Genomic DNA, 12,978 nt, shown 5'->3' with positions numbered 1-12,978 from the left:
AGGGGCCTGGTGAACGGCGCACTCGGGATTCCCGAACGAGACGGGCGGGCGCTGCTCGCGATCGATACGTCGCTCGGTACGAGCATCGCGCTGGGAACCGGCGACCGCGTATTCGAGGCGGCGAGCGACGACCCCATGCGACACGCCGAGCTCGTCGGGCCGCTGCTCGAGCGGGTGCTCGACGAGAGCGGGGTCGATCCCGCGCGCATCGCGGGCGTCGTCTGCGGCATCGGGCCCGGGCCGTTCACGGGGCTGCGCGTCGGGATCGCGGCCGCGCGAGCGTTCGCGGTCGGCCGCGGCATCCCGCTGCTGCCGATGCACGGGCACGAGGCCGTCGCGTTCGAGGTGCTCTCCCGCGGCGCGGCCGCGGGAGTCCGGGTGGTGCAGGATGCGCGGCGTCGTGAGCTGTTCGTGACGGAGTACTCGGGGCTCGACTGGGCCGAACTGCCGGTGCGCTCCGAGGACCCGCACCTCGTCGCCCGCGCGGAGTACGTCGAGGCGGCCCACGAGGTCTGGCCCGAGCGGATTCCCGGATCCGCGCTGATCCGCCTGGCCGCCCTGCGGCTCGCCGCGGGACGTCCCTTCGAGTCCGAGCGCCCCCTCTACCTGCGCGAGCCGGACATCAAGCAGCCGGGAGCCCAGAAGCGGGTCTCCGCATGATCCTGCGTCCGGCCACCGAGGCCGATCTCGATGCCATCTGGCGCATCGAGAGCGATGTCTTCGCGGGGGAGGCCTGGAGTCGCGAGATGATGCGCGAGGAGTTGACGGCCGACCATCGCCACTACGTCGCCCTCGTTGACCCGGAGACCGGGGGGATCCACGGCTACGCGGGGCTCCTGACGGTCGGGTCGGAGGGCGACGTGCAGACCATCGCCGTGGTCCCCGAGGCGCGCGGCGGAGGCCACGGCCGAGCGCTCATGCGCGAGCTGCTCGCGGAGGCGGTGCGTCGCCGGGTGCGCGAAGTGTTCCTCGAGGTGCGCGCGGACAACGCGGTCGCGCAGCGCCTCTACGCCGATCTCGGATTCGTCGAGATCGGGGTCCGGCCGAAGTACTACCAGCCCGAGGGCGTCGACGCGATCGTCATGCGGCTGGAACTGAGCGAAGGAGCGCGCTGATGGGCGCCGAAGGAATGGGAACGGCCGCAGGGGGACCCGAACCCCTGGTGCTCGGCATCGAGACGAGCTGTGATGAGACCGGGGTGGGGATCGTCCGCGGGCGCACGCTGCTCGCCAACGCGGTGGCCTCCTCCATGGACGAGCACGCGAGATTCGGCGGTGTCGTGCCCGAGGTCGCCGCGCGCGCCCACGTCGAGGCGATCGGCCCGACCATCGAGCGCGCGGTCGCGGAGGCCGGGATCTCGCTCGACGAGCTCGACGCCGTCGCGGTGACGAGCGGCCCCGGCCTCGCCGGCGCGCTCATGGTCGGGGTCGCCGCGGCGAAGTCCCTCGCTCTCGCCCTCGACAAGCCCCTCTACGCCGTGAACCATCTCGTCGGACACGTCGGCGCCGACCTGCTGCAGGGCGACGGGCTGCGCCCCGTGGGCGGCGGGGAGATCGGAGCTCTCGAGCTGCCGACCGTCGCGCTGCTGGTGTCCGGCGGACACACGTCGCTCCTGCTGGTCCGGGATCTCGTCGGCGAGGTCGAACTGCTGGGCGAGACCATCGACGACGCCGCGGGCGAAGCCTTCGACAAGGTCGCCCGACTGCTCGGCCTGCCCTACCCGGGCGGACCGCACATCGACCGAGTGGCCGCCGCGGGCGATCCGAATGCGGTCCGGTTCCCGCGCGGGCTGACCAAGCCCGCGGACCTCGAGCGCCACCGATACGACTTCTCCTTCTCGGGGCTCAAGACCTCGGTCGCGCGCTGGGTGGAGCGCACGCGCGACGCCGGCGACGAGGTGCCGGTCGCCGACGTGGCGGCGAGCTTCCGCGAGGCCGTCGCCGATGTGCTCACCGCGAAGGCCATCGCAGCGTGTCGCGACCTCGGCGTGCCCCGCCTGCTGCTCGGCGGCGGCGTCGCGGCGAACGCCCGGGTCCGCGCGCTCGCCGCGGAGCGTGCGGAAGCCGCCGGCGTGACCCTTCGCGTGCCGCCGCTCTCGCTCTGCACGGACAACGGCGCCATGATCGCCTCGCTCGGAGCCCAGTTGGTCGCTGCGGGGCATGCGCCCTCAACCCTCGAGTTCGGGGCCGACTCGACCCTTCCCGTCACCGAGGTGCAGGTGGCCGCCGCCGGCCGATCCTTCAACTGAGCGGTTCGCCGCTCGCGCGGTGGATCCGCCCTGGCGCGATGCAGACGGATCGATCGGGTCCCGTGAGCGCGGAGATTCGCTGCAGGAGCGGCAACTTTCTTGTCCGGAGCGTCGGACCAAGCGGTATCGTGGTCCCAACGGCGCAGGAGCCTTCCGGCCCGGCGGCAGGGGAGCCCACTCGAAACGCCGTCCGATCGATCCGAGCCTGCAAGGAGCATCATGCCCGACAACCTGCCGAACGATCCGGCTCAGCCGAACGACCCGGCCCAGCCGGCGCCCGAGACCCCGGCATCCGCCGCGTCGGTCCCGCCCGCGGAACCCGAAGTCCCGGTCGCGCCTCCGGTACCGCCCGCAGCTCCCGCAGCTCCGGTCCCGCCGGCTGCGGCATCGGTGCCGCCCGCGGCCCCGGCCGCACCGAGCTACGGCGCGTCGCAGCCCTACGCGGCCGATGCCGCACCGAAGAAGGGCCTCGCGATCACCGGCATGGTGCTCTCGATCGTCGGCCTCGTGCTGTGCTTCGTCCCGTTCGTCGGCATCCCGCTCGCGTTCGTCGGTATCGTGCTCAGCATCATCGCGATGGTGAAGAAGCAGCCCAAGGGCTTCAGCCTCACCGGTCTCATCGTCGGAATCCTCGGCCTCATCGCCGGCGTGATCGTCGTCATCGTGGCGCTGCTCGCGCTCGGCGCGGTCGGCAACGCGGCCGAACAGTGCGCCAACGGCGCGGCCACGGTCGAGATCGCCGGACAGACCATCGACTGCTCGAGCGTCGACATCACGACCACCCCGTAGTCCACGTTCCGCGAACGCGGGAGGCCCGGGTCCGCGCGGACCCGGACCTCCCGCGTTCGCGACCGGGTCAGCAGCGTTCGACGAGCAGCGCGGTGTGCTTGCCCGCCACGCGCGTGAGCACGAGGGTCGCCCGCTCGGAACCGCGGAGCCGGAGGCGCGTGCGCAGCGCAGCGGGGTCGACGTCGATCCCGCGCTTCTTGATCTCGAGGGTGCCGATCGAGCGTTCCGCGAGCGCGCGGCGCAGCTCCGCTTCCTTGACTGGGAGCGTCTCGAGCACGCGGAATGCGGCGGCGAACGGCGTCGGAACGTGCGTGTCGCCGGTGAGATAGGCGATGCCGTCGCTCAGCATGCCGCCCCCGATCCGCTCCGCGAGCAGGCCGATGAGCCGCGCTCGGATCACCGCCCCATCGGGCTCGTAGAGGAACCCGCCGAGCTGACGCACCTCGGCGTCGTCGGCGTCGGCGTCGGCCGAGAGCTCGTGGGCGACGGGCTCCGGATCCGTGTTCTCTGATGCGCGCAGCACGAGCGCCGAGCGACGGATACCGGGTCGAGCGGCGGCGCCGAACCACAGACCCATCTCGACGAGCTGGCCGCCGACGGAGACCCACTGGGCCTCGGCATCGGCCGGGATGAGCTCCCGATCGAAGCCGGGACCGAGCTTGACGCCGGTCGGCATGCGTTCGGCGAGGCCGAAGGCGAAGCCGAGCGAGGGCGCGTAGTCGTCGGGCCCCGCGAGCCGCCGGGTATCGCGGTGGCCGGCGGTGCGGCGAGCGGGGTCCAGGAACGCCGCATCGGCGTCGGCCGTTCCCAGCGCCTCGGCGTCGCCGACGCGCACGAGGTCGTCCGGGCCTGCGCCGGAGACCGTCAGGTTGTGAGCGGCGAACGCCGCGGTCAGCGGATCCAGCTCGACCGCGCGCGGAGCCAGCCCCGCCTCGAGCACGGCGATCGATTCGGTGCCGATCCCGCAGCCGAGGTCCGCGACCCGTGCCGCACCCGCCGCGCGGAACCGTGCCGCATGGCGTGCGGCGACCGCGAAGCGGGACGCCTGCTCGAGGCCCGCCGGGGTGAAGAGCATGCGCGCGGCGCGGCGCGCCCCGAACTTGGAAGCGGCGCGGGTGCGGAGGTCGTGCTGGGTGAGCGACGCCGCGATCAGGCCGGGATCGATCCCCTCAGCGCGCAGCCCGCGACCGATCGCGGCGGCGTCGAGCCCGGAGGCTGCGGACGCGCCGACTCGCTCGAGCAGTTCGAGCCCGGCGGGCGTCGCGAGCTCATCCCAGCCCGGCAGCACGGACCCCGCCGCCGCGGTCCGTCCGTGTGCTCCGGGCGGGCGAGGCGCCGAAGCGCGGAAGACCGAGGGCCGTGAAACGGACGACCCCGGGGCATCGCCCCGGGGTCGTCTGCGAGGGTTCGCCATGGATCAGTAGACGCTCGAGTGCGAGAACGCCGTGCCGGCGGTGCCGATCAGCACGACGATGAAGCCGATGTAGAAGATGAAGAAGAGCGCGATCGCCACGAAGTAGGCGTAGCTGACGATGAGGCCGGTGAGGGCGATGCCGCGACCCGCGTCGCCCGTGCGCTTGATCTGGCCGAGCGAGAGGTGCCCGAAGATGATGCCGGCCAGCGGCGCGATGAAGGCGAAGATGATGGCGAGGACCGCATAGGTGTTGGTGAGGCCCATCGTGGTGGCTTCCGGCTTGCGCGGCGCGGTGCTGTAGGCCGGGGCCGGCTGCGGCGGAACCGCGGGGTACTGCTGCGCCGCGGGGGAGGGCTGCGCTCCGGGTGCCTGCGGAGCAGTGAACTGCTGCTGCGATGCGGTCGGCTGGGGCACGGTGGGCTGGGCGCCGGTGTGCTGCGGCTCCTGCGGGGTTGCGTTCGACATGCTGAGCTCCGGATCTCGTTCGGGCAGCCGGTACCTGCTGCGCTTCCACCATACGACATGGCGGTTTTCCCGGGTCGGCAGGCGTCCGCGGAAACGCCGGGAGGCCCCGGACGCGGGTCCGGGGCCTCCTCGGGTCGAGCGCGCGGGTGCGGCTCAGTAGCTCGAGTAGGAGTATCCGCTGGACGTCGCCGCGCCGATCACGGAGATCACGATGATGAAGCCGATCCAGAGCACGATGAACGCGGTCCACACGTATCCGATGATCGTTCCTGCGAGCGCGAGGCCCCGCCCGTTCTCGCCCGTGCGCTTGATCTGGCTCAGGCTGATGTGCCCGAGGATGATGCCGAGCAGCGGGATGAAGAACGAGGCGATGAACGCGATGATCGCCATCGTGTTGGTCGCCGGGGGAGCGGGGTACGCCGCGTACTGCGGGACGGCGCCGGGCTGGGGCGCACCGTACGGGGCCTGCTGCGCAGCGTAGGGCTGGGATGCGCCGTAGGGCTGCTGCGGTGCGGCATAGGGCTGGGGAGCGCCGTAGGGCTGCGGTGCGCCGGCGGGCTGCGGAGCGGCCTGCGGTGCCTGCGGAGCGGCGAACTGCGGAGCCTCGGGCTGAGCCGGCGGCTCGGGCGCGGTCGGCTGCTCGGGCTGCTGCGGGGGTTCGGGCTGCTGCGGGGGCTGGGTGGGGTCGGTGGGGAACGACATCTCGTACTTCTTCCTCGGGCCGTCGGCGGCGGATGCCGGGAGGTTCCCGGCCGTTGTCGAACATCCTCGCATGCCGCGTCGTGAGCCATCGCGCGCACGAGCGGATTCGCTCCCGACGCGCAGCCGACGGATCGTGCGCGTTCGCCTGCCGCGATCACCTGCGCTTTCGCTGGCACTCGCCTTGCAGGAGTGCCAATCCAGACCCTAGACTTCACACGACGTCCGGTTTCCTCCGGGCGTTCGCACAATCTTCAGTTCACGTCAGAAAAGGGGTCAATCGTGTCGGTTGCCATCAAGCCGCTCGAGGATCGAATCGTCATCAAGCAGGTCGAGGCCGAGCAGACCACCGCTTCGGGCCTCGTCATCCCCGACAGCGCTAAGGAGAAGCCCCAGGAGGGCGAGGTCGTGGCAGTGGGCCCCGGCCGCGTCTCCGACAGCGGCGCTCGCGTCCCGCTCGACATCTCGGTCGGCGACGTGGTGATCTACTCGAAGTTCGGCGGCACCGAGGTCAAGGTCGGCGGCGACGACTACCTCGTGCTCTCGGCTCGCGACGTCCTCGCGGTCGTCACCCGCTAAGCGCTCCGCGGCGTTCCCGCCGCGCGAACACGGGCCCCGGAGGCATCGCCTCCGGGGCCCGTTCCCGTCTCCGGGTGCAACCATCCCGGCGGCGTCCGTCCCGCGCCATCGACCGGTGCGGCGTCGCTCACTAGACTGGATCGGTGAGCGGTAACGGAGAGACGACGCGGTTCAGATCCGGCCTGGCCTTCGGGTTCGGCGCCTACCTCATGTGGGGCGCGTTCCCGTTGTTCTTCACCCTGATCGCCGCGGTGAACCCCCTCGAGGTCGTGCCCTGGCGAGTGATCACGACGCTCATCATCTGCGCGCTCATCGTGACGCTGACCCGCCGCTGGGGATCCGTCGCTGAGATCCTCCGCTCTCCGAAGAAGCTCGGCGCACTGGCGCTCGCCTCGCTGCTGCTCTACGCGAACTGGCAGCTCTTCGTGATCGGCGTCATCTCGGGGCACGTGCTCGAAACGGCCCTCGGCTACTTCATCAACCCGCTCTTCACGATCCTGTTCGGCGTGATCTTCTGGCGCGAGAAACTGTCGCGTCTGCAGTGGATCGCGGTCTCGATCGCCGGTCTCGGCGTGCTGATCTCCACGGTCGCCTACGGCCAGTTCCCCTGGATCGCGATCGGCCTCGCCGTCTCCTTCGGCCTCTACGGCGTCGTGCACCAGCGCATCGACTCGGTCGACGGCGTGACCGGCCTCACCGTCGAGACGATCGTCTCGGTCCCGGTCGGGCTCGTCCAGCTCGCGATCCTCGCCGCGCTCCCCGCGGGGCTCGGGGCGTTCTCGCACGGTCCGCTCGTGACGGTGTTCGTGCTGCTCAGTGGGCTCGTCACCGCGGTCCCGCTGATCCTGTTCGGCGAGGCCGCGCAGCGGCTCCCGCTCACCTACATCGGCTTCCTGCAGTTCATGACCCCGGTGATCGGCTTCCTGTTCGGCTACTTTGTCATGCACGAGGAGATGTCGGCGGCGCGCTGGATCGGCTTCATCGGGGTCTGGATCGCGCTCGTGTTCCTCGTCGTCGACATGGTCGCGACCCTGCGCCGGGCCCCCGGAGCCCGGGCGTCGGCCGAGCCGCGGACCGGCCCGATCGCCCTCGGCGGATAGCCGTTCGCGACCCGAGGGAAGAAGCGGCGGGGGTCCAGCGTTTAGAATGGTGCAACGGCAGCGGATGCGCCGTTCTCCTCGCAACGATCCCGACCCGGAAAGAGGCTCCATGGAACAGCGCGATCCCTTCGCGTTCACCGGTCTGACCTACGACGATGTGCTGCTGCTTCCGGCGCACACCGACGTCATCCCCAGCGAGGCCGACACCTCGACCCGGCTCACGCGCCGGATCGAGCTCGGGATCCCGCTCATCTCGGCGGCCATGGACACCGTGACCGAGACGCGCATGGCGGTCGCGATGGCCCGCAACGGCGGCCTCGGAATCCTCCACCGCAACCTGTCCATCCAGGACCAGGCCGAGATGGTCGACCGCGTGAAGCGCAGCGAAGCCGGCATGATCACGAACCCGGTCACGACCTCGGTCGACGCGACCGTGGCCGAGGTCGACGCGCTCTGCGGCGAATACCGCGTGAGCGGCCTGCCCGTCGTCGACAAGCAGGGCATCCTGCTCGGCATCATCACCAACCGCGACATGCGGTTCATCGATCCGGGCGAGCGCTCGCGGGTGCGCGTCGGCGACGCGATGACCAAGATGCCGCTGATCACCGGTCGGACCGGCATCAGCCGGGCCGATGCCGCCGAGATCTTCCGCCAGCACAAGATCGAGAAGCTGCCGCTCGTCGACGGCTCGGGTCGCCTCACCGGTCTCATCACGGTGAAGGACTTCGACAAGGAAGAGCAGTACCCGAACGCCACCAAGGACGATGCGGGCCGTCTGCGCGTCGGTGCCGCGGTCGGCTTCTTCGGCGATGCCTGGAAGCGCGCGACCTCGCTGCTCGAGGCCGGCGTCGACGTGCTCGTCGTCGACACCGCCAACGGCGACAGCAAGGGCGTGCTCGACATCATCGCCAAGATCAAGGCCGATCCCGCGTTCGCGCACATCGATGTGATCGGCGGCAACGTCGCGACCTACAACGGCGCCAGGGCGCTCGTCGAGGCCGGCGCGGACGCGGTGAAGGTCGGCGTCGGGCCGGGCTCCATCTGCACCACCCGCGTGATCGCCGGTGTCGGCGTGCCGCAGGTGACCGCGGTCTACGAGGCCGCTCGCGCCGCGACGCCCGCCGGGGTCCCCGTGATCGCCGACGGCGGCCTGCAGTACTCGGGCGACATCGCGAAGGCGCTCGTCGCCGGCGCGTCCTCGGTGATGATGGGCTCGCTCCTGGCCGGCACCGACGAGAGCCCCGGCGACCTCGTGTTCGTGGGCGGCAAGCAGTTCAAGAACTACCGCGGCATGGGCTCGCTCGGCGCGCTCCAGACCCGCGGGGAGCGCACCTCGTACTCGAAGGACCGCTACTTCCAGGCGGACGTCCCGAGCGACGAGAAGCTGATCCCCGAGGGCATCGAGGGCCAGGTGCCCTACCGCGGCCCGGTCGGGGCCGTCGCGCACCAGATGATCGGCGGCCTCCGCCAGTCGATGTTCTACGTGGGCGCTCGCTCGATCGCGGAGCTCAAGGAGCGCGGCGAGTTCGTGCGCATCACCTCCGCGGGCCTCAAGGAGAGCCACCCGCACGACATCCAGATGGTCGTCGAGGCGCCGAACTACCGGCGCTGATCCGCTCTCCCGGCGAAGCCCCCGACGCCCCCGTGCGCTCGGGGGCTTCGCCGTATCGCCGCCCGGCCGGTAGGCTGGTTTCGTGAGCAACGAGATCGAGATCGGCCGCGGCAAGCGTGCACGTCGCGTGTACACCTTCGACGAGATCGGGATCGTGCCGACCCGGCGCACCCGCGACCCCGAGCTCGTCTCGACCGGGTGGACCATCGACGCCTTCCAGTTCGAGATCCCCGTGCTGGGCGCCCCCATGGACTCGGTCATGTCGCCCGCGACGGCGATCGCGCTCGGCCGCCTCGGCGGTCTCGGCGTGCTGAACCTCGAGGGCCTCTGGACCCGGTACGAGAACCCGGAGCCGCTGCTCGCCGACCTGGCGACCATCTCCGACCCGGTCGCCGCCCTCGCCCGTATGCGGGAGCTGTACGCTGCCCCGATCCGGCCCGAGCTGATCACGGCCCGACTGGGCGAGATCCGCGAGGCCGGGGTGACGGTCGCCGGCGCGCTGTCGCCGCACCGCACCGCCGAGTTCTCCGAGACCGTCATCGGCGCGGGCGTCGACCTCTTCGTGATCCGCGGCAACACCGTCTCGGCCGAGCACGTCTCGGTCCCGGGCCGCGAACCGCTGAACCTCAAGCAGTTCATCTACGAGCTCGACGTCCCGGTGATCGTCGGCGGCGCCGCGACCTACCAGTCCGCGCTGCACCTCATGCGCACGGGCGCGGCCGGCGTGCTCGTCGGCTTCGGCGGCGGCGCCTCCTCGACCACCCGTGCCACGCTGGGCATCCGCGCACCCATGGCGACCGCGATCGCCGACGTCGCCGGGGCCCGAACCGACTACCTCGACGAGTCGGGCGGCCGCTACGTGCACGTGATCGCCGACGGCGGTCTCGGCACCTCCGGCGACCTGATCAAGGCGATCGCCTGCGGCGCCGATGCCGTGATGCTCGGCGCGGCCCTCGCACGCGCCACCGACGCCCCCGGCGGCGGCTGGCACTGGGGCCAGGAGGCGCACCACGAGGATCTGCCGCGCGGCGCGCGGGTCCAGGTCGGCGGAGTCGCGCCGCTCGAGCAGATCATCAGCGGTCCGGCCCACGTGGCCGACGGCACCGCCAATCTCATCGGCGCCCTGCGCCGGGCCATGGCCACAGCCGGATACTCCGAGGTCAAGGAGTTCCAGCGCGTCGGGATCGTGCACGCCGAGCGATAAGCGCTTCGCGGGTTCGGAAGGAGGAGCGCATGAGCGTACGGAAGAACTCGCAGTCGCCTGCGGTCGGGGAGACCCGCGGCAGGCTCGGTCCCGGTGACCGCGCCGCGGCGATCGCCGCGATGCGCGAGACCGGAGCCGAACTCGACGTGCTCGTGATCGGCGGCGGGATCACCGGCGCGGGCGTCGCGCTCGACGCGGCGACCCGCGGCCTCTCCACCGGGATCCTCGAGGCCAGGGACTGGGCATCGGGCACCTCGAGCCGATCCTCGAAGCTCGTGCACGGCGGTATCCGCTACCTGGAGCAGATGAACTTCTCGCTCGTGCGAGAGGCCCTCGTGGAGCGCGGGCTGCTGCTGCAGCGCCTGGCCCCGCACCTCGTCCACCCCGTGCGGTTCCTGTATCCCGTCACCGTCCCCGTGGTCGAGCGCTGCTACGTGGGCGCGGGCATGCTCCTCTACGACCTGTTCGCCCGCACCGGCGGACGCCCGCCCGGGGTGCCCTGGCACCGGCATGTGAGCCGGCGGCGGCTCGGTCGCGAAGCGCCCGGTCTGCGGCGCGGGGCCTTCCGGGGCGGGCTCAGCTATTCGGACGCGCAGGTCGACGATGCGCGACTCGTGTCGACGGTCGTGCGCACCGCGGCCGCCTACGGCGCGCTCGCCGCGAATCGCGTGCGCGTCGAGGGGTTCCTGCGCGTCGGCGAGCGTGTGGTCGGGGTCCGAGCCCATGATCTCGAGACCGGCGAGCGCTTCGAGGTCCGCGCGAAGCAGGTCATCAATGCGACCGGCGTCTGGACCGACGACACGCAGGCGCTCGTGGGGGAGCGGAGCACCTTCCGGGTGCGCGCCTCGAAGGGGATCCACCTCGTGGTTCCGCGGGACCGATTCCGCTCGGAGTACGGGCTGCTGCTGCGCACGGAGAAGAGCGTGCTCTTCGTGATCCCGTGGGGCCGGCACTGGCTCGTCGGGACGACCGACACCGACTGGGAACTCGACAAGGCGCACCCGGCGGCGACCGCCGCCGACATCGACTACCTGCTGGAGCACGTGAACACGGTGCTGCAGACCCCGCTCACCCGCGACGACGTCGAGGGCGTCTACGCAGGGCTCCGGCCGCTGCTGGCCGGGGAGAGCGACGAGACCTCGAAGCTGTCCCGCGAGCACCTCGTGGTGCACGCGGTGCCCGGGCTCGTGATGGTCGCGGGCGGCAAGCTCACCACGTACCGGGTGATGGCGAAGGACGCGGTCGACGAGGCGGTCGCCGCGATGGAGGGCCGGATCCCGGGTTCGATCACGGACGACGTGCCGCTCGTCGGCGCCGAGGGGTACCGTGCCGCGTGGAATCGTCGAGCGCGATCGGCGAAGGTCGCGGGGGTGCACGTGGATCGGGTGGAGCACCTGTTGCGGCGCTACGGGGCGCTCACCGACGACCTGCTCGCGCTCGTCGTCGAGCGTCCCGAACTCGGCGAGGCGCTGCCGGGCGCCGACGACGTGATCGGCGCCGAGATCGTCTACGCGGCGAGCCACGAGGGCGCGCTGCACCTGGACGACGTGCTCGCCCGGCGCACCCGGATCTCGATCGAGGCGTGGGACCGCGGCGTCTCCGCGGCGCCGGTCGCCGCGGAGCTGATGGCCGGGGTGCTCGGTTGGGACGCGACGCGCACCGGCCGCGAGGTCGAACGCTACCTCGAACGCGTCGCCGCCGAACGCGCGAGCCAGCAGGAACTGACGGATGAGGCCGCGGACCGGGTCCGGCTCGAAGCCCCCGACTTCTCGGGCAGCGCCGACGAGTCGGACGCTCAGGGCGAACCCGGCGAGGCCCGGTAGAATCGAGGTCGTCCGGTCGTTCTCCGACCGTGGGCCGTGGGTTCTCCGGCCCTGATCCCTCTGGCAGGAGCGCCGAACCATCAGCACGTCCGCGAAACGCCCCGAATATCTCGGCGACCCGACCCTCGCACGGGTCATGGTGCGCCCGCAGTGGATCCTGGCGCTCATCGCGGCGCTCGCGGTCGCGGCCGGTTTCGCCTGGCTGGGCCAGTGGCAGCTCGGGGTCGCCGTGCAGAACGGGGCGAAGGACTCGACCTCGTCGTCCGAGCAGCCGCGCCCGCTGAACGAGCTGACCGAACCGGGGATCGCGGTCAGCGATCACGTCGGCGGCATGGTCGTCACGGGCACCGGCGTGCTGACCCGCACCTCGACCCTCGTGGTCGAGAACCGCACCAACTTCGGCGCGCAGGGCGCCTGGGTGGTCGGGGAGGTGCAGGTCGAGCAGGGCGGCGGGTCCTCCGCCCGCCTCGCGGTCGCGCTCGGCTGGGCGCCGTCGGTCGCGACGGCCCAGAGCGCGGCGAAGCGCATCGCCGAGCAGCCGGTCACCCAGGTGTTCCAGCCGGTGGCGTTCGAAGGCCGCTACATGCCGCCGGACGCGCCGCAGATCCCCGAGGCCGACCGGGATCCGCAGACCATCCTCTCGATGGCCCCGGCGCAGCTCGTGAACCGCTGGGGCGCTGGCGACGAACCGAGCTACGGCGGCTACCTGGTGCTGCACCCGAAGGCCTCGGCGGAGCTGCTGCAGGGCGCGCCGCTGTCGGAGTACGGGCTCGACCGCATCGAATCCGTGCCGCCGCTGCCGGCCGAGACGGTCAACTGGCTCAACGTCTTCTACGCGATCGAGTGGGTCGTGTTCGCGGGCTTCGCCATCTTCTTCTGGTACCGCCTCGCGCGCGATGCCTGGGAGAAGGAGCACGAGCTCAAGGCCCTCGAAGCGGAGGGCGGCGGCGCTGCCGGCCCCTGAACCTCGTCCCGTCATTCTGCGCGAGGAACGAGTCGCAGAATGAGGTCCTCCCTCCGGGCAGGACGAAACGTCACACCGCGA

General features: G+C 71.6%; 13 protein-coding genes. 10 read left to right on the top strand and 3 right to left on the bottom strand.

Translation table 11 applies throughout. From position 1 onward, the window contains the following. Positions 1–9: 9 nt before the first annotated feature. The 4 genes from tsaB (at position 10) to AB3K78_RS10490 (ending at position 3,037) form a co-directional block, all read left to right on the top strand. On the top strand, positions 10–660 hold the full coding sequence (gene tsaB / locus AB3K78_RS10505) for a tRNA (adenosine(37)-N6)-threonylcarbamoyltransferase complex dimerization subunit type 1 TsaB (protein ID WP_416443026.1): 651 nt from the start codon (positions 10–12) through the stop codon (positions 658–660). After that, positions 657–1,115: a ribosomal protein S18-alanine N-acetyltransferase gene (gene rimI / locus AB3K78_RS10500; protein ID WP_416443024.1), complete on the top strand. Its 459-nt coding sequence runs from the start codon at positions 657–659 to the stop codon at positions 1,113–1,115. The genes tsaB and rimI overlap by 4 nt, the downstream gene beginning before the upstream one ends. Next, positions 1,115–2,248 (top strand): tRNA (adenosine(37)-N6)-threonylcarbamoyltransferase complex transferase subunit TsaD, encoded by a 1,134-nt coding sequence (gene tsaD / locus AB3K78_RS10495; RefSeq protein WP_416443022.1) that lies wholly within the window; start codon positions 1,115–1,117, stop codon positions 2,246–2,248. The genes rimI and tsaD overlap by 1 nt, the downstream gene beginning before the upstream one ends. A 219-nt stretch (positions 2,249–2,467) precedes the next feature. Continuing rightward, a complete protein-coding gene (locus AB3K78_RS10490; RefSeq protein WP_416443020.1) occupies positions 2,468–3,037 on the top strand; it encodes a hypothetical protein in 570 nt (189 codons plus the stop codon). A gap of 67 nt (positions 3,038–3,104) precedes the next feature. Here the strand turns inward: AB3K78_RS10490 and AB3K78_RS10485 are convergent, their stop codons facing one another. The 3 genes from AB3K78_RS10485 to AB3K78_RS10475 form a co-directional block, all read right to left on the bottom strand. Beyond that, a complete protein-coding gene (locus AB3K78_RS10485; protein ID WP_416443018.1) occupies positions 3,105–4,325 on the bottom strand; it encodes a THUMP-like domain-containing protein in 1,221 nt (406 codons plus the stop codon). A 129-nt stretch (positions 4,326–4,454) separates the two neighbouring features. Further along, a complete protein-coding gene (locus tag AB3K78_RS10480; RefSeq protein ID WP_416443017.1) occupies positions 4,455–4,916 on the bottom strand; it encodes a DUF4190 domain-containing protein in 462 nt (153 codons plus the stop codon). Between the two features lie 153 nt (positions 4,917–5,069). Continuing rightward, positions 5,070–5,618, bottom strand: a complete 549-nt coding sequence (locus tag AB3K78_RS10475) for a DUF4190 domain-containing protein (protein WP_416443016.1) — start codon at positions 5,616–5,618, stop codon at positions 5,070–5,072. 279 nt (positions 5,619–5,897) lie between these two features. On the opposite strand from AB3K78_RS10475, the gene groES reads away from it, so the two are divergent. The 6 genes from groES (at position 5,898) to AB3K78_RS10445 (ending at position 12,897) form a co-directional block, all read left to right on the top strand. Then, positions 5,898–6,194, top strand: coding sequence for a co-chaperone GroES (groES, locus tag AB3K78_RS10470; protein ID WP_416443015.1), 297 nt, complete (start codon positions 5,898–5,900; stop codon positions 6,192–6,194). Between the two features lie 143 nt (positions 6,195–6,337). Then, the gene (gene rarD / locus AB3K78_RS10465) at positions 6,338–7,294 is read left to right on the top strand and encodes an EamA family transporter RarD (RefSeq protein WP_416443013.1); all 957 of its coding nucleotides are present in this window, start codon (positions 6,338–6,340) and stop codon (positions 7,292–7,294) included. A gap of 109 nt (positions 7,295–7,403) precedes the next feature. Beyond that, positions 7,404–8,906, top strand: coding sequence for an IMP dehydrogenase (guaB, locus tag AB3K78_RS10460; RefSeq protein ID WP_416443012.1), 1,503 nt, complete (start codon positions 7,404–7,406; stop codon positions 8,904–8,906). 82 nt (positions 8,907–8,988) lie between these two features. Next, complete coding sequence (locus AB3K78_RS10455) at positions 8,989–10,110, top strand: GuaB3 family IMP dehydrogenase-related protein (protein WP_416443010.1); 1,122 nt, start codon at positions 8,989–8,991, stop codon at positions 10,108–10,110. Positions 10,111–10,139: 29 nt separating this feature from the next. Then, positions 10,140–11,933 (top strand): FAD-dependent oxidoreductase, encoded by a 1,794-nt coding sequence (locus AB3K78_RS10450; RefSeq protein ID WP_416443008.1) that lies wholly within the window; start codon positions 10,140–10,142, stop codon positions 11,931–11,933. A gap of 136 nt (positions 11,934–12,069) precedes the next feature. After that, positions 12,070–12,897: an SURF1 family cytochrome oxidase biogenesis protein gene (locus AB3K78_RS10445; protein WP_416443006.1), complete on the top strand. Its 828-nt coding sequence runs from the start codon at positions 12,070–12,072 to the stop codon at positions 12,895–12,897. Positions 12,898–12,978: the final 81 nt, after the last annotated feature.

This window comes from Leucobacter sp. HNU, assembly GCF_047946755.1.
In the GTDB taxonomy this organism is placed as follows: domain Bacteria; phylum Actinomycetota; class Actinomycetes; order Actinomycetales; family Microbacteriaceae; genus Leucobacter.
This window is presented reverse-complemented; position numbering and strand designations above follow the sequence as displayed.